The following is a 15,843-nucleotide window of genomic DNA, read 5'->3' as shown; positions in this document are numbered from 1 at the left end:
GGCCGGCCGCACTACGTGACGCGAAATCGTCCATCCAGAGCGGGTGAGGCCGAGGACCCGCCGTCCGAAGAGGATGAAGGGGTGAACCCCGAGCGGTCGGCGCCGAACGAGCCGCGGGAGCACCGCGGCCGTGCGGCGTCGCTGGTTCCCGGGCTCGCGACGTTGCGGACGTACCAGCCGGGGTGGCTGTCGAAGGACCTGGTCGCCGGCCTGGTGCTGACCGCGCTGCTGGTGCCGCAGGGCATGGCCTACGCCGAGCTGGCCGGGCTGCCGGCGATCACCGGGCTGTACACGTCGATCCTCTGCCTGCTCGGGTACGCGGTCTTCGGTCCGTCCCGGATCCTCGTGCTCGGCCCGGACTCCTCGCTCGGGCCGATGATCGCGGCGACGGTCCTCCCGCTGGTGGTCGCCGACGGCGACCCCGGGCGGGCGGTCGCCCTGGCCTCAGCGCTCGCGATCATGACCGGCGTGATCATCGCCGTGGCGGGGCTGGGCGGCCTCGGCTTCGTCGCGGACCTGATCTCCAAACCGACGATGATCGGCTACATGAACGGCCTGGCCCTGACGATCCTCGTCGGGCAACTGCCGAAGCTGTGCGGGTTCTCGGTCGCCGCCGAGGGGTTCGGTGGGGAGGTCGTGGGTTTGGTGCAGGGCCTGCTGGGCGGCGCCCTGGTGCCGGCCGCACTGGTGGTCGGCGGGGCCGGGCTGGTCCTGATCCTCGTGCTGCAGCGGATGCTGCCCCGGGTGCCGGCGGTCCTGGTGGTCGTCGTGCTCTCGATCGCCGGGGTCTCGGTGTTCGGCCTGGGCGCGCGCGGGGTCGACCTGGTCGGGGTGCTCCCGCAGGGGTTCCCGCCGCTCACGCTGCCGCACGTGTCCGTGTCGGACCTGCTGGCCCTCGCGGCGGGGGCGGTCGGCATCGCGGTGGTCTCGTTGGCCGACACGATCTCCACGGCCTCGGCCTTCGCGGCCCGCGCGGGCCGGACCGTCGACGGCAACCGCGAGATGGTCGGGATCGGGGCGGCCAACATCGCGGCCGGCTTCTTCCAAGGGTTCCCGGTGAGCACGAGCGGCTCGCGCACCGCCGTGGCGCAGCAGGCGGGGGCGCGCACACAGCTCGCCGGCGTGGTCGGAGCGGTTGCGATCACCCTGATCCTGCTCCTGGCGCCCGGCCTGCTGCGTGATCTGCCGCAGCCGACGCTGGCAGCGGTGGTGATCGCCGCCTCGATCTCGCTCGCGGACCTGCCGGCGACGGTGCGGTTGTTCCGGGTCCGCCGGACGGAGTTCGCCCTGTCGGTCGGCGCCTTCCTCGGAGTGGTGCTCCTCGGTGTGCTCGCCGGGATCGCGGTGGCCGTCGCCCTGTCCGTCCTCAACGTCTTCCGCCGGGCCTGGTGGCCCTACCAGACCGTGCTGGGGCGGGTGCAGGGCCTGCCCGGATACCACGACGTCCGGAGCTATCCCGAGGCCGAGCGGCTGCCCGGGTGCGTCATCGTGCGGTTCGACGCGCCGCTGTTCTTCGCGAACGCCCGCACCTTCCGCGAGCGGCTGGAAGAGCGCGCTGCGGCGGACCCCGCGCCACGGTGGATCGTGGTCGCCGCCGAGCCGATCACCGACGTCGACACCACCGCGGCCGACATGCTCCACGAGCTCGACGTGGCCCTCAACGCCCGCGGCGTGCACCTCGTGTTCGCCGAGATGAAGGACCCCGTCCGGCGCAAGATCGACCGCTACGAGCTCATCCGCACCATCGACCCGGCGCACTTCTTCCCGACCGTCGACGCCGCCGTGGACGCTTTCCGGCGCGAGACCGGCGCCCAGGGGGGCTCGGTCACGGCCTGACCGGCCGACCCCGGCGTGATCACGGCCGGGCTGTCGCGGTACGGCTCGGAGCCGGCGGTCAGGAAGTCCCGCGGGCCCAGCTCGCGGCCGGCGACCACGTGCCGGACGAGGGCGAGTCGGGTGAAGTGCTCGGCGAGCCATGCGGTCCGGCACTTGTCCAGGCCCCGCTGGTCGGGGTGCTGCGATGCCCCTCGCCAGCCGCATTCGCAGGCCGGGAGGAATGCGGTGAAGGTGCCCTGGGCGCAGCGGGCCACGTCGGTCCAGATATCGGACAACGCACCGTTGCGGTAGCGACCAGCGACGTAGCCCTCGTGCTCGTCCGTCGCCTCGTCCGCTTCGGGTCCGATGAACAGCATCGCGATCACCACCACCTCGTTGCATCGGACTGTCAGAAGAGAGCGGGGATGTAGCGGAGCGGCAGCGCGAGTTCGGCCGGATCCGCGGGAAGGTCACGGTGGGGCAGCTTGACCTTCTTCCGGTGCGGGTGGCGTCCGCACATACCAGTTCTCGCCGCGGTATGTCTCCCCGCCCTCCGACGGAAGGTCGGTCGTCATGGCCAATCCTCCGATCCGATCAACCCGACCTGCCACACGCGTAAGTGCTCTGCCGACGGTCGAGCCGGGCCCCGCTGCGACGGAGCAGGTCGTCCCCGGATGAGGAACTCGGCGCCGGGGTTTACCGGTCTTACCCAGGAGCGTGGCATTCACCTGGTAGGGCCGCAGCAGGTCGACGCGGTCCGTCCAGACGTCCTTGGGCCCGCCCATCGAGACCCGGACCCGGCCGATGGATGATCACCTTGCGGAGCTTCCGGACCTCTGAGTGCACCCCGAGCGGCATCGTCGCCTCCTCGTCTCCGGCCAGCAGACGTTCGTGACCCGAATAAAGACCGTCGCCCCCGATCCCGCCCACACCCGCGAAGGGTGAACGGGTCGGCGTCCGGTGTCGGTAAAGGACCGGCCCAGCGCCGGCGGCCCACGGCACTCCGGCCGCCCGGTGGCGGGCCACGCCCCACCCCCGGTCCACAGTCACCCTGCCAGGGCGACCCCGCAGGTCCGGGCGAGTCCGACACTCCTCGCACACAGCGGTCGCGCGGGCTCGCGCAGGGGTCGCGGTGCACCACGCAGGTGAGTCGTGTCGGATTCCGTAGGCAGTCGGCCGGCGGCCGAACAGCCCACGGACGATGCCCGCGCCGGCCGTGGCCAGTGCGGCCTCACGTCGGCCACCGCGCTGATCATCGGCACCATCGTGGGTGTCGCCGTCCAGCGCGCTGTCGATGACCGAGGTCGCCGCGTCGAGCACCACGAGCGCAGCCCCGAGCCCGTCGATCTCCTCCGCCAGTAGCTGAGTGTCGTGTCGTCGTGGTCTCGCGGATGCTCGGCCACAGCTCGGCGACGGCCACCCTCGACGTCTACGCCCGCCTGTTCGCCGACGACCTCGACACGGTCGCGGACCGCCTCCACGAGGCTCGCGCTCGGGCAAGTGCGGACCAGTCGCCCGATGATCTTCGCTGAAGATCGCTTTGCCGGAGGGAACATGCCGCCTGACCTGCGGACTTACGTGGAGCCGCCTTGGGGAGTCGAACCCCAGACCTACGCATTACGAGTGCGTCGCTCTAACCGACTGAGCTAAGGCGGCGGGTGGTGCGGGGATCAGTGTAGCGGCACCCCCCGAAGCCTTTGCGCCCCCCGGCACCTCTCCCGCCACAGCCCCGGTCGGCAGCGAGCCGGGCGGGGTCGCGCGCCCGGGTCAGCCGGCGGCGACGGGCGCCGTCAGGAACACCGCCGTGTCGTAGTACGAGCGCAGCGCTGTGATGAGGTCGCCGTCGAGGCCGAGAAAGGTGGAGCCGTAGTAGTCCACCGGGCGCCCGTCGGTGAGGCGGCCGACGCTGTGCCACTCCAGACCGGCCTCCTCGTACCCCTCGACCGGATCGGTGCCCTCGACCACGTTGAGGAACCGGGTCCGCACGTCCGCGAAGACCGAGCGGTACTCCTCCCAGAACTCGCGGACCCCGCCGCGCCGCTCGCCACGGCCGTCGAGCCGGAAGAGCTCGGCATCCTCGGTGAACAGCGCGACCAGCGGTTCGATGTCGCCCTGCTGCTCGAAGTGCCGCAGCGCCCCGACGAAGCGGCGCGTCGTGGAGTTGCGGATGTGGTTGTCCTCGAACATGGCCTCCGGGCTACCCGGGCCCACCGCGTTCAACCCGCGGCGCTCACCCCTGGTGCAATGCGATCAACATCGCCTCGACGGCGATCTCAGGTTTGACGTTGCGGTCCAGGGCCTCTCGGCAGGCGAGGACCGCCTCGAGCCGGCGCAGCACCGACTCGGCGGGCCATTCCCGTGCCGCCTGTCGCACGTCGGACTCGCGGTCCGGGTTGGCCAGCGCCACGCGCGCGCCGCTCCCGACGATCAGCGCGTCGCGGTAGAAGCCCGCCAGATCGACGATGACCCGGTCCAGCGCGTCGCGCTGGTTGCGGGTGGAGCGCGACTTCTGCTGGCGTTCCAGCTCGCGCTCGGCGGCCTTCGCGCCCCGGGCCGCCGCGGCGGCCCCCTTGCCGGTGCCGCCGGCGCCCATCGCGACGGCCAGCTCCTCGCGCTCTGCCGCGTCCCGGGTTCCGCTCAGCTCGGCGGCCTCCGCCTTCGCCGAACGGACCAGCTCGTCCGCGTAGGCGAACGCGTCACCCAGCCCGCGGATGCGCAGCGGGATGTCGAGCACCCGCTCGCGGCGGGCCCGGGCGTCGGCGTCACGGGCCAGCCGCCTCGCCCGACCCACATGCCCGCCCGCCACCGCCGCCGCCCAGTCGGCGGTCTCCGGGTCGAATCCGTCGCGGCTCACCAGCACCCCGGCCACCGCCTCGGCGGATGGGCTCCGCAGCGGCACCAGCCGGCAACGCGACCGGATGGTGATCGGCACGTCCTCCGCGTGGTCGGACGGCGCACACAGCAGGAATACCGTGTGGCCGGACGGTTCCTCGATCGCTTTGAGCAGGGCGTTGGCGGCACGCTCACCCAGCCGGTCGGCGTCCTGGACGATCAGGATCTGGTAGCGGCCCGTCGCCGGGCGCCGGGCCGCGAGCTGCACGAGCGCCCGGGTCTCCTTCACCGAGATCGACAGGCCCTCCGGTACCACCTCGCGGACGTCGGCGTGTGTCCCGGCCATGATCGTCCGGCACGCCGTGCACTCACCACAACCGTGCCGGGCACACTCCAGAGCCGCCGCGAACGCCCGCGCCGCCACCGATCGGCCCGACCCGGGCGGACCGGTGAACAGCCACGCGTGCGTCATGGCGCTCGGGTCCTGGGCGGCCGCGCTCAGCTCGGCCACCGCCGACGGCTGCCCGACGACGTCCTGCCAGACGCTCATCACCCTCCCTCGCTGCGCTCGGTCGGCGCCTCGCGCGGGCACCGCACCGACCACTCGCTCGCAAGCTCGCTCATCGCGAGGCCCGGGCATCGGGGTCGAGGTCGGTGGGCCGGGTGGGCGGCTCGACCGGCTGCGTCACCTGCTCCCCGACCCCGTCGGCGGTGGCGGGACGCAGCACCGGCGCCAGGCCGGCGGCCACCCGCGCGGCCACCTCCTCGGCCGACCCGTCGGCGTCCACCACCACATAGCGGTGCGGCTCCGCCGCGGCCATCCGGGTCAGCAGCCGTTGCACCCGGACGTGCTCCTCGCCGGCCAGCCCGCGGGGCGGCTCGGTGGTGGGCTGATCGCCGACGCCGAACGGGTCGGGCGGCGCGGCGGGGGCGCGGTCGAGGAGCACCGAGATGTCCGGGCGCAACCGTCCGGTGGCCCATCCCGCGAGGTTCTCCAGCTCGCCCGCGTCGAGCTCGGCGTCCATCCGGTGCGCGGCCACCCCGAACTGGGCCAGCGGACTGGCCACGAAGCGGTCGACGACGACCACGGCCCCGTCGGCCAGTGCGGGCCGGATGACGCGCTCGACCAGGTCGGCGCGGACGGCCGCCGCGGCGAGGGCCTTGGCGCGCGCCCCGGACAGGTTGGCCTCCCGGGTGGCGGCGGCCCAGCGGGCCTGGTCGCGCTCCCCGTCGTCGGGTTGCACGACGACGTGTCCCTGCGACCGCAGCGTGGCGGCCAGCCGGCCGGCCTGCTCAGCGGTCTCCGCGGGCGTCGCCCCCTCGACGGCGATGAGCACCCCGGAGCCTGCCCGCCGGTCACCGCGCCGCAGCGCCGCGAGCAGGTCGGGCAGCAGCGGCTCCAGCCGCCGGTCGTCCATCTGCCGGTAAGCCAACATGCCCACCGCGGCGGCCAGGAGGCCACCAGCGAACATCACCGTCCGCGTCCCGTCGATCAGGAACGGGTAACCGAACACCTCGATCGTCCGGGCGCTCACGAGTCCGACCATCAACGGCACCAGCGACATCGAGCCGAGCAGCACGACCCGGACCAGGGACTGCACGAAGGCGACGGTCCGGCCGCGCACCTCGTCGGCCACCTGGGCTCCGATGATCGTCAGCCCGGTCAGGAAGGCGATGCCGGCGAACGCCCCGACGAGCCCCACCGCGCCCAGCGCGAGGAACAGGTGCGGGGCGATCGCGACCAGCGCCAGCGACAGCCCGGCCGCCACGATCGCCGCCCCGAACAGCCGGTTGTGCGGCAACCGCCGGGCCAGCCGCGGCGCCGAACCCATGCCCGCCGCGAGGCCGACGAACACGGCCACGAACAGCACGCTGTAGGCCGCGTCGCCGCCACCGAGGCTCGCCGAGTACAGCTTCGCCGAGGCGATCACCGCACCACCCGCGGCGAAGGCCCCGATGATGCCGATCACCAGGCCGCGGACCAGAGGGGTGCTGCCGACGAACCTGAACCCGTCGCGCAGCAGCGTGAACAGTCCCGGCCCGGCCTCCCGGTGGGCCGACGAGCGCCCGGAGATCTCCTTGATGCGGAACCACACCGTGGTCGCGATCAGCAGGTAGGCGGACCCGTTGATGATCAGTGCGACGTAGACGGTGGTCAGCGGGGAGTCGTTGCCGAACAGCGGCCCGGCGCTGGAGACCAGGGTGAACAGACCGGACGCGGTGATCACTGCGACGCCGTAGGTCATCACGAGTGCGAGCTGGTTGGCCGTCTCGATCTGGTCCGGACGGCGCAGCAGGTTCGGCACCGACGCGTCCTTGGCCGGGATCCAGAACAGCGCACAGATCTCGATCAGGAACGTGGCGACGAACAGCCACCACAGCGACCCCACGACCGGGATCGAGATGAACAGGCCGAACCGCAGCAGGTCGCACACCACCATGACGCGGCGGCGGTCGAAACGGTCCGCGAGCGCGCCGGCGAGCGGGCCGAACACCAGCGCCGGCAGCAGCTTGGTGGCGACGACACCGCCGAGGGCGAAGCTCTGCGCCTGGTAACCGGAGGTGAGCTGGGTGGCCAGCGAGGTCAACGCGAGCAGCGAGAGCCAGTCACCGGTCGCAGCCACGGCCGTGACCAGCCACAACCGGCGGAAAGCGGGGATCGCCAGCACGCTGCGCACACGGTGCGACGTCGGCGGGGAGAGCGCCTGAGCGCCGGAGGGTGCGGCTTCGGAACCGATCGCTGCTCACCTCCTCGGCGGGCCCGGGGCTGGGCCGGGACCTGGGCGGGCACCGGGAGCGGATGCCGACCTTCGGCGGACAGGGTAGTCGGCCACCAGGCAGAACCGTCGTGACGGGCGTGCGCGCGGGCTCAGCCGGCTCTCAGGGGTTGAGCAACGCAACGATCAACTGGATCAGGATCACCGCGAAGATGCCGGTGAAGACGAGGGTGAACGCCCGCGAACCGGCGCGGCCCCGAGCGTGCCGCGACAGCCCCAGGATGCTCGGTTCGGCTTCCACCGGCGGTCGGTACCGGAGCTCCGCGGGTGCGGTCGTCACCGGACGGGTCACCGGGGGGCCGGGCGGTGCGGATCCGACCGGCCGACCGGCGGGGCGAGGCCGGCTGATCACGGGCCCGGGGCGTTGCGGGCCGGTAGCCGTGGCCCGGCGCGGCGCCCCGATCGGGCCGTCCTGGGCGCGGGACGGCGCGACGTCGGGGCGAACCGGGTCGTTCGGCTCCGATGCCACCGCGGGTGCAGGCGTGGGCGCGACGGTCCCGACGATCGCCGCCTGGGCGGGCGCAGCCGCGTCCGGCACAGCGGACGGTTCGGAAACGGCGATCACCGTGGAGGGTGCCTCGGCCGACCCGGCCGGCGCCGGCTCGCCGTCCTGGGCGGCGCGGACGGGCAGCTCTGCGGCCTCGAACCCCGCTCCTCCGACACCGACGGCCGCTTCCTTCCCCGCCAGGTCCGCCTCCGTCGCGCCGAGGTCCTCCGCCCCGGCCAGACCGGTGACCTGCCCGTTCAGCCCGATCACCGGCAGCTGCACGACGGGGAGCTCCCACCGGGGCAACGGCTCGGGCCCGCCGGAACCGGTGTCCGCCGCACCGTCACCGGACGTGCCGTCCGGACCGAACAGGACGTCGGCACCCTGCCTCTCGCGTTCCCCCATGGCGGGGGATGCTAGGCCGCCGACGGCGCGACGGCAGCGCCTGATCACGGCGCGTCCGGACGACACCGACCGGACCGCCCTGCTCAGGGTGTCAGCGACCCCGCGTCACGGGGCACCGCCGCCCTGGTCCGCGGCCGGCTGCTCTGCGGGCGGCTGCTCTGCGGGTGGCTGCTCGCCGGGTGGCTGCTCGCCGGGTGGCTGCTCGCCCGGGGGCGGGGCGGGTGCATCGGTCGGCGCCGGCGGCGGAGCCGGGACGGTACCGCTGCTGACCTGCAGCACGATCGTCTCGCCCGGCAACGCCGTCCCCCGCGGGCTCTGCCCGACGACGGTCCCGCGGGAGGCGAGGTTGTCGACGGTGCGGGTGGTCACCTGCCATCCGGCACGCTCCAGCACCGCGCGGGCGTCGTTCTGACCGCGGCCCACGACGTCGGGCACCCGCGACTCGGCACCACCGGTCAGGTAGCGGTCCTCGGTCGGCGGCAGCGGCAGCACCGGCTGGTTCGCGAGGATCGGCTTGACGGCCCCGAACCACGTCTCCGCCGGCGTCTTGCCGCCGAAGATGTTGCCGCTGCGGCAGGCGAACGGCGCACCGCCGCTGTCGCAGAGCGGCCGCGGGGCGTTGGAGTTGTCGAACGTGATCACCGCGCCGGCCAGTTGCGGGACGAGCCCGAGGAACGCCGCCGACTTGTGCTGCTGGGTGGTCCCCGTCTTGCCGCCCATCGGGCGATCCCACCCGACCTGACGGGCCGCGCCCGCCGCGGTGCCGCTGATGTCGTCCTTGCTCAGCGCGGTGAACAGCGTGTTGGCCAGGCCGGGCTCGACGGCCTGCTCGCACGGCGCCTCGGTGACCGGGACCGGGTTGCCGGCGGCGTCGGTCACCGACTCGATCGGGCTCGGCGGGCACCACTTGCCGGAGCTGGCGATGGTGGCTCCGACGTTGGCCAGCTCCAGCACACTGGTCGGGCTCACCCCGAGGGTGAACGAGGCCTGGCGCTGCGCCTTGGTCACCTCGGCGATCGAGCGATCGGTGCGCCGACCGGTCCTCGGGTCGACGAACGGCGTGGTGGCCAGCGATTTCATGCCCAACCGGACCGACATGTCGACCACGTCGGGCACGCCGGTGAACTCCATGAGCTTGATGAACGCCGTGTTCGGCGACGTCGCCAGCGCGTCGGTCAGGCTCATCCGCTCGGGGTAGTCGCCCGCGTTCTGCACCGGGATCGGGCGCCCGCCGCCGTCGAGGTAGATCGGCGACGCGTAGCCGCTCGGCGGCACCGAGAGCTGGTAGTTGATCCCCAGCCCCTTCTGCAGCGCGGTGGCCGCGGTGAAGATCTTGTAGACGGAACCGGCACCGAGGTTGACCGGCTGGTAGGGCAGCCCGTAGCTGGTCTGCTCCTCGTCGGCGTTCAGCCCGAACGTTCGGTTGGATCCCATCGCGAGCACCCGGTGCTTGTCCTGACCCGGCTGGACCAGCGACATCACGTTCGCGACGTTGGGCTGCCGGGGGGGCACCTCGGCGTCGAGCGAGGCCTTCATCCTGGCCAGCGCGTCGCGGTCCAGCGTGCTGCGGATCGTGTAACCGCCGCGGTTGATCTGGTCGATGGAGAACCCGGCCTCGGTCAGGTACTCGACCACGTACTTGCAGAAGAACCCGGCGTCACCCGCGCCGATGCAGCCGTTGGGCTGGGTGTTGAGGGGGTTCGAGATGCCCAGCGGGGCCGCGGCGGCCTCCCGCGCCTGGGCCTCGTTGATCATTCCCTGGTCGCGCATCTGCGCGATGACCAGGTTGCGCCGGTCGAGGGCGGCCTGCGGATTCTGCACCGGGTCGAACGCGGTGGTGCTGCGCACCATCCCGGCGAGCATGGCGGCCTGTGGCACCGTCAGCTTGTCGGGGGTGATGCCGAAGTAGGTCCGCGCCGCGGACGCGATCCCGTACGCCCCGTTGCCCCAGAACACGATGTTCAGGTAGCGGGTCAGGATCTCCTCCTTGCTCAGCGACCGCTCCATCTGCAACGCGATGCGCGCTTCCTTGAGCTTGCGCGCGGGCGTCTGCTCGGTGGCCTTGAGCCGCTCCGCGTCGGTCTGGGCGTCGACGTAGAGCATGTAGTTCTTCACGTACTGCTGGGTGAGCGTCGACGCGCCCTGGACGACGTCCCCGGAGGCCGAGTTCGCGATCACCGCCCGGATCGTGCCCTGCCAGTCGACGCCCTGGTGCTGGTAGAAGCGCCGGTCCTCGATCGCGACCATGGCCGCCTTCATCGCCGGTGAGATCTCGTTGGCCGCGACCGCGGTGCGGTTCTGGTCGAACAGATAGGCCACCGGCTGGCCGGCCGAGTCGGTGATCGTGCTGCGCAGCGGCAGTGCGCCGTCGACCAGGTCGGTCGAGGTGCTGTTGACGCTGTCGCCGGCGTCGTTGGACACCAGCCCGACGCCCGCCGCGAACGGGAACGCCATCCCCGCCACCACGACACCGGCGAGCAGGCAGAGCCCGAGGAGCATGCCGACCGGCCGGACCAGATGGCGCGGGAAGTTCACGGAGGGCAGGGTACGCGGCGGTCCGTCACCCTTTCGTCAGGTCGTCGCCGCGGATTTGAGTAGTTTTGCGCGGTTACCGCGGGAACCGGACGCTCCCAGAATCCGTCTTAGCCGGGTCGTGTCACTCGACGACCTGGGGTGGTGACCTCGTGACGAGACGGATTGCGGGAGCCGAGATGCCGGGCAGATGGAATTGGCGGTCAGCGGCCAGGTGCCGGACGCGCGACGCGGAGGGCCTGTTCGTGACGGGCGCCCGGCAACGGGAGGCTCGGCAGTTCTGCTTCGCGTGCCCGGTGCGCACCGAGTGCCTTGCGCATGCGCTCGACCAGCGCATCGAATTCGGGGTGTGGGGCGGGATGACCGAGCGGCAGCGGCGAGCACTGCTGCGCGGGCGGCCCGACGTCCTGTCCTGGGCCCGGCTGCTCACCGACGCCCGCATCGCGCACTACGCGTCGGCGGCGGAGGAGAGCGCCGATCGGATGGCCGCCGCGGACGACGCGGCGGCCACCGAAGTGCGCCTGGACGAGTCGGCCTGACCGGTCCGGCCCCTGGGGGGCGGGGTGGGCCGGCGGCGGGAGCGGGGGCTCCGGTCGCCGGCCCGGTGGGACCGAGCGGCTATCGCGCCTGCCGCACCGGCTCGGCCGGCCGGCCCTCGGCCGCGGCGCCGTCGGCCAGCCGGGACCCGATCTCGCGCAGCCCGTCCAGGTCGGTGATGTCACCGGCGACCGCGGGCACCCGGGCCACCCGGACGGCCGGATGGGCGTTCGTGAACCGGCTGAGCAGGCGCTTCTCCCGGTCGGCCACCTCGACCCGGTCGGCGTGCAGCCGCAGCACCGCCGCGGCCAGCTTCGAACCGCTGCCGGAGGCGTTGTCCGCGACGTCACGGGCCTTCCCTGCCGACAGCGGTGCCAGCACCGGATGGGTCCGGTTGAGCACGAGCCCGGCGAGCGGCATGTCCTCCTCGGAGAGCCGGTCGACGAAGTACGCCGCCTCGCGCAGGGCGTCCGGCTCCGGCGCGGCGACGACCACGAACGCCGTGCCCGGCGAGCGGAGCAGCGCGTAGGTCTTCGTCGCCCGCTCGCGGAAGCCACCGAACATCGTGTCGAAGGCCTGCACGAACGCCGACGCGTCGGCCAGCAGCGCCCCGCCCAGGATCGTCGAGACGGCCTTGGAGAACAGCTGGAACCCGGCGCCGACGATCTTGCGCAGGCTGCGGCCGCCGGCCCGGGCCGGGGAGGAGAGCAACCGGATCATGCGGCCGTCGAGGAAGTTCGACATCCGCTGCGGGGCGTCGAGGAAGTCCAGTGCCGAGCGCGACGGCGGGGTGTCCACGACGACGAGATCCCAGTCACCGGTGGCGGTGAGCTGGCCCAGCTTCTCCATCGCCATGTACTCCTGCGTCCCGGAGAACGACGAGGAAATGGTCTGGTAGAACGGGTTGGCGATGATCTTCTCGGCCCGGTCCGGGTCGGCGTGTGCGTAGACCATCTCGTCGAAGGTCCGGCGCATGTCCAGCATCATCGCGTGCAGCTCTCCGGGCCGGTCGCCGTCGGCGGGCAGGCCGGCCACCTGCCGTGGCTCGTTGCCCAGCTGGGTCAGCCCCAGCGCCTGGGCCAGCCGCTTGGCCGGGTCGATCGTGAGCACCACGGCCTTACGGCCGCGCTCCGCGGCGCGCAGCGCGAGCGCGGCGGACGTCGTCGTCTTGCCGACGCCGCCGGAACCGCAGCAGACGATGATCCGGGTCTCCGGATCGTCGAGCAGCGTGTCGACGTCGAGCGGCGGTGGGATCTTCGCGGCGCTCATGGCTGCGCATGCACCCCGCTCGGGTGCGCCCCGCTCGTGTGGCGCACCTCGACGCCCTGATCCACCATTGCCTCCGCCAGCTCGTACAGCGATCCCAGATCCACGCCGCCCAGCAGTAGCGGCAGCTCGACGCGCGGCAGCGGCTCGGCCGGCTCGCTGTCCAGCCGGGCCAGCGCCGCCGCCTCGGCGTGCACCCGGATCGCGTGTTCCACCGTCTCGGCGACCAACCCGTCGATCACCTCCGGGGGCAGGTCCAGCCCGGCCGCGGACAGGCCGTTGCGCACCCGCGCCGCGTCGACCCGACCACCGGCCGCCGGGGCCACCGACCGATCGGGCAGCCACTGCTCGCGCACCTTGTTGACCATCACCGCACCGGTCCGCAGATCGGCCGCGGCCAGCTCGTGGACGGTTTCCAGGGTCTCGGTCACCGGGAGGTCCTCGAGCAGGGTGACCAGGTGCACGGCCGTCGCCGGCGAGTGCAGCAGCCGGACGACGCCCTCGGCCTGGCTGTGGATCGGTCCGGTCTTGGCCAGGTCGGCCATGGCCTTGGTGACGTCGAGGAACGTGACCAGGCGGCCGGTCGGCGGGGCGTCGAGAACCACGGCGTCGTAGACGTAGCGCCCGTCCGCGCCGGTGCGCGTGACGCACTCCTTGACCTTGCCGGTGAGGAGCACGTCGCGCAGCCCCGGGGCGAGCGTCGTCGCGAACTCGATCGCGCCCATCCGGCGCAGCGTCCGACCGGCCATGCCCAGCCGGTAGAACATCTCGAAGTACTCGAGCAGGGCCGCTTCGGCGTCGACGGCGAGCGCGCGGACCTCGCCGCCCCCGGGGGCCACGGCGATCTTGCGCTCCTCGTACGGCAGCGGGGCGGTGTCGAAGACCTGGGCGATGCCCTGGCGTCCCTCCACCTCCACGAGCAGGGTGCGCTTTCCGCCGCTGGCCAGGGCCAACGCGAGCGCGGCCGCCGCCGTCGTCTTGCCGGTACCGCCCTTACCGGACACCACGTGCAGACGGACGCCGTGCAGCGCCGCAGGCCAACCGGGTGACGTCACGTGGCCAGCCTACGGACGCACTGCCTGGGCGGCCCGTCAGAGGCGATGAGGCGAGCACTACAGTCGCGCCATGAGCTCGCCCGGCGCCCAGGTCACCCGGTGGGAGTACCTCACCGCCCCACTGCTGATCCACAACACCAAGGCCATCCTCGACAACTTCGGTCGAGACGGCTGGGAACTGGTCACCGTGACGTCCGGGGCGAACCCGGAGCAGCTGGTGGCCTTCTTCAAGCGCCCGGTCCAGGGCGGCTGAGCGACGTGGCCGTGTCGAAGCCCAACGAACGTCTGCGCGAACTCGGCATCACGCTGCCGAAGGTGGCCGCTCCGGCAGGCGCCTACCTCCCAGCCCGGCGATCGGGTTCGCTGGTCTTCACCGCCGGTCAGCTTCCCCTCGTCGAAGGGAAGCTGGTGGCGACGGGCAAGGTCGGCACGGAGGTCGGCGTCGAGGACGCCTACGGCCACGCCCGCATCTGCGTGCTCAACGCGCTCGCCGCCGTCGACGCGCTGGTCGGGCTCGATTCCGTGGTCGGCATCGTCAAGGTCGTCGGTTTCGTCGCCTCCGCCCCCGGTTTCAGCGGCCAGCCCGCCGTGATCAACGGGGCCTCCGAGCTGCTCGGAGAGGTGTTCGGCGAGGCCGGCCTGCACGCCCGGTCCGCGGTCGGGGTGGCGGAGCTGCCGTTGAACGCGCCGGTCGAGGTCGAGATCGTCGTCGAGGTGTCCTGATGAGCGGCGTCTCCCAGCTCGGCCGGGCCGACCAGGCCTGCCACGAACTGCTGCTCCGGCTGGCCGGGCGACTGCCCGACGACCTGCTGTGGCGCCTGCGGGACTGGCTCGCCGTCGAGGGCCGGGCCGCGGTCAGCGCGACACTGCCCCGGGCCCTGCTCCGCAACCGGGTGGGGCTGACCGAGGTCGAGCGGGACCTGCTGATCAACGCCGTCGGCGGCTGGGGCGCCCCGCGGCGGCTGCTCGACGCCGTGCTCCCCGTGCACACGCCCGACCCGCCGCTCGCCCAGTTCCGGGCCGGGCCCGCCGTCCCCGACCTGGCCACACTCAGCGTGCTGGCCGTGGTCCGCGGGCACGCCGGCACCACGGAACTGCGGCAGAGCCTGCGCATCGACGGCCGCGGCGAGCAGCGCGTCGTCCTGGTGCTGGGGGCCGACCGGCCGTGGGCGCTCGCCGGCACCCTGCAGCGGCTGCTGCGGGCGCACGGCGAACGCACCCCGTGTGTCGAGGTGCTCCCGTCGTACCTCGAGCCACCCGCCTATCACCAGGCCGCGATCGTCGGATCCGCACCGGTGTGGACGGCGGCGGAGAGTCCGACCGTCACCGAGACCCCTGCCGGCGCGTTAATCGGAATGTGACCTGGAGCCAGTTGAGCGAAGGAGCCGCCGTGACCGAGCCCGCGAGGCGGGCACTCGGCACGGCGCCGCCGCAGACGGCCCCGACGAGCGCCAGCGAGGAGGCTCCGTGACCGGCCCGGCTACACCGCTCCTGACCACACACGACCTGCTGCTCGCTCTGGCCGGCAGAGTGGACGACGACCTGCTCGCCTCGAGCCGCGAGCTGATCGCGATCGGCGAGGACGGGCAGGCCCTCGAACTGCTCACCGCGACTCTCATCGCGGACCGGGCCATCCTGCCACCCCATGTCCGCGAGGCCGTCGTGGCCGCGGGGCGCAACCTGCGCATCGAGCTCGACGCCGAACAGGCGCTGCCCCGGGCCACCCACGAGGAGGGCATCCCGCACGCGTTCCACGGCGACGCCGGGCAGCCCGCCCGGTCCGCGCGTATCGCCGAGGTTCTGACCGGCCCCGCCGCCCGTCAGCTCGGGAACTGCCGGACCTGGTTGAGCTGGCGGCTCACTCCCGCCGGCTCCGCGCCCGGCCCGCTGCCCCATCCCGTGGTGCTGGTGGAGATCGGGCCCGATGCGCACACCGTGGCCGAGGTGCTCGCCTACCAGCTGGCAGCGACCCTGGACCGGGCCGGCGCCCCGTCGTCGGTGGAGACGTTCCCCGCCGGGGCCGTCCTGCCGGGTTACCACGTCGAGGCGCTGCGTTCCGCCCGCCCGATCGGGGAGGACGGCGCCCCCGCCCGGCCCGGCCGTGACGCCGTGGCCCCCCGGAGGGGTGCGGGTATCG

The 15,843-nt window shown here is 73.0% G+C and carries 13 protein-coding genes, 1 tRNA gene and 1 pseudogene; 6 read left to right on the top strand and 9 right to left on the bottom strand.

Annotated features, from left to right (window positions below):
• Positions 1-81: 81 nt before the first annotated feature.
• Entirely contained in the window at positions 82-1,836 is a 1,755-nt protein-coding gene (locus HF519_RS16385; RefSeq protein WP_312860147.1) for a SulP family inorganic anion transporter, read from the top strand.
• Here HF519_RS16385 and HF519_RS16380 read toward each other — a convergent pair.
• The 7 genes from HF519_RS16380 to HF519_RS16350 form a co-directional block, all read right to left on the bottom strand.
• Positions 1,725-2,207 (bottom strand): hypothetical protein, encoded by a 483-nt coding sequence (locus HF519_RS16380; RefSeq protein ID WP_169413824.1) that lies wholly within the window; start codon positions 2,205-2,207, stop codon positions 1,725-1,727. The genes HF519_RS16385 and HF519_RS16380 overlap by 112 nt on opposite strands.
• 1,187 nt (positions 2,208-3,394) lie before the next feature.
• Positions 3,395-3,471: transfer RNA gene (locus HF519_RS16375), tRNA-Thr, on the bottom strand.
• Between the two features lie 111 nt (positions 3,472-3,582).
• On the bottom strand, positions 3,583-4,002 hold the full coding sequence (locus HF519_RS16370) for a nuclear transport factor 2 family protein (protein ID WP_211170117.1): 420 nt from the start codon (positions 4,000-4,002) through the stop codon (positions 3,583-3,585).
• 43 nt (positions 4,003-4,045) lie between these two features.
• Positions 4,046-5,197: a DNA polymerase III subunit delta' gene (locus HF519_RS16365; RefSeq protein WP_169413822.1), complete on the bottom strand. Its 1,152-nt coding sequence runs from the start codon at positions 5,195-5,197 to the stop codon at positions 4,046-4,048.
• A 70-nt stretch (positions 5,198-5,267) separates the two neighbouring features.
• Complete coding sequence (locus HF519_RS16360) at positions 5,268-7,316, bottom strand: bifunctional MFS transporter/dTMP kinase (protein WP_169413821.1); 2,049 nt, start codon at positions 7,314-7,316, stop codon at positions 5,268-5,270.
• 211 nt (positions 7,317-7,527) lie between these two features.
• Positions 7,528-8,316, bottom strand: coding sequence for a hypothetical protein (locus tag HF519_RS16355; protein WP_169413820.1), 789 nt, complete (start codon positions 8,314-8,316; stop codon positions 7,528-7,530).
• A 105-nt stretch (positions 8,317-8,421) separates the two neighbouring features.
• Complete coding sequence (locus HF519_RS16350) at positions 8,422-10,851, bottom strand: transglycosylase domain-containing protein (protein WP_312860146.1); 2,430 nt, start codon at positions 10,849-10,851, stop codon at positions 8,422-8,424.
• A 176-nt stretch (positions 10,852-11,027) separates the two neighbouring features.
• Here HF519_RS16350 and HF519_RS16345 point away from each other — a divergent pair, with 176 nt between their 5' ends.
• The gene (locus HF519_RS16345; RefSeq protein WP_169413819.1) at positions 11,028-11,387 is read left to right on the top strand and encodes a WhiB family transcriptional regulator; all 360 of its coding nucleotides are present in this window, start codon (positions 11,028-11,030) and stop codon (positions 11,385-11,387) included.
• Between the two features lie 79 nt (positions 11,388-11,466).
• On the opposite strand, the gene bagB is transcribed toward HF519_RS16345, so the two are convergent.
• Together bagB and bagA are read right to left on the bottom strand one after the other, a co-directional pair.
• Complete coding sequence (gene bagB / locus HF519_RS16340; RefSeq protein WP_169413818.1) at positions 11,467-12,654, bottom strand: ATPase BagB; 1,188 nt, start codon at positions 12,652-12,654, stop codon at positions 11,467-11,469.
• A complete protein-coding gene (gene bagA / locus HF519_RS16335) occupies positions 12,651-13,706 on the bottom strand; it encodes an ATPase BagA (RefSeq protein WP_169413817.1) in 1,056 nt (351 codons plus the stop codon). The genes bagB and bagA overlap by 4 nt, the downstream gene beginning before the upstream one ends.
• 70 nt (positions 13,707-13,776) lie before the next feature.
• Between bagA and sp36 the strand changes: the two genes are divergently transcribed.
• The 4 genes and pseudogenes from sp36 to HF519_RS16315 form a co-directional block, all read left to right on the top strand.
• Positions 13,777-13,959 carry a Sp36 family protein gene (sp36, locus tag HF519_RS16330; protein WP_169413816.1) on the top strand — a complete coding sequence of 61 codons (183 nt, stop codon included), beginning with the start codon at positions 13,777-13,779 and terminating at the stop codon, positions 13,957-13,959.
• Positions 13,960-13,970: 11 nt separating this feature from the next.
• On the top strand, positions 13,971-14,429 hold the full coding sequence (locus HF519_RS16325; protein ID WP_169413815.1) for a RidA family protein: 459 nt from the start codon (positions 13,971-13,973) through the stop codon (positions 14,427-14,429).
• Complete coding sequence (locus HF519_RS16320) at positions 14,429-15,067, top strand: hypothetical protein (protein ID WP_169413814.1); 639 nt, start codon at positions 14,429-14,431, stop codon at positions 15,065-15,067. The genes HF519_RS16325 and HF519_RS16320 overlap by 1 nt, the downstream gene beginning before the upstream one ends.
• A gap of 106 nt (positions 15,068-15,173) precedes the next feature.
• Positions 15,174-15,843, top strand: a pseudogene (locus HF519_RS16315) (hypothetical protein); the annotation flags it as partial.

The organism is Pseudonocardia bannensis, assembly GCF_012911875.1.
GTDB classification, from domain to species: Bacteria; Actinomycetota; Actinomycetes; order Mycobacteriales; family Pseudonocardiaceae; genus Pseudonocardia; species Pseudonocardia bannensis.
Note: the sequence above shows the minus strand (reverse complement) of the source record. Positions and strands in the feature narration are given on the sequence as shown.

Bases quoted from the DNA above. Each gene is read 5' to 3' on its own strand.
- HF519_RS16370 (WP_211170117.1), bottom strand. From the start codon at position 4,002: ATGTTCGAGGACAACCACATCCGCAACTCCACGACGCGCCGCTTCGTC.
- HF519_RS16365 (WP_169413822.1), bottom strand. From the start codon at position 5,197: ATGAGCGTCTGGCAGGACGTCGTCGGGCAGCCGTCGGCGGTGGCCGAG.
- HF519_RS16355 (WP_169413820.1), bottom strand. From the start codon at position 8,316: ATGGGGGAACGCGAGAGGCAGGGTGCCGACGTCCTGTTCGGTCCGGAC.
- HF519_RS16345 (WP_169413819.1), top strand. From the start codon at position 11,028: ATGCCGGGCAGATGGAATTGGCGGTCAGCGGCCAGGTGCCGGACGCGC.
- bagB (WP_169413818.1), bottom strand. From the start codon at position 12,654: ATGAGCGCCGCGAAGATCCCACCGCCGCTCGACGTCGACACGCTGCTC.
- sp36 (WP_169413816.1), top strand. From the start codon at position 13,777: ATGAGCTCGCCCGGCGCCCAGGTCACCCGGTGGGAGTACCTCACCGCC.
- HF519_RS16320 (WP_169413814.1), top strand. From the start codon at position 14,429: ATGAGCGGCGTCTCCCAGCTCGGCCGGGCCGACCAGGCCTGCCACGAA.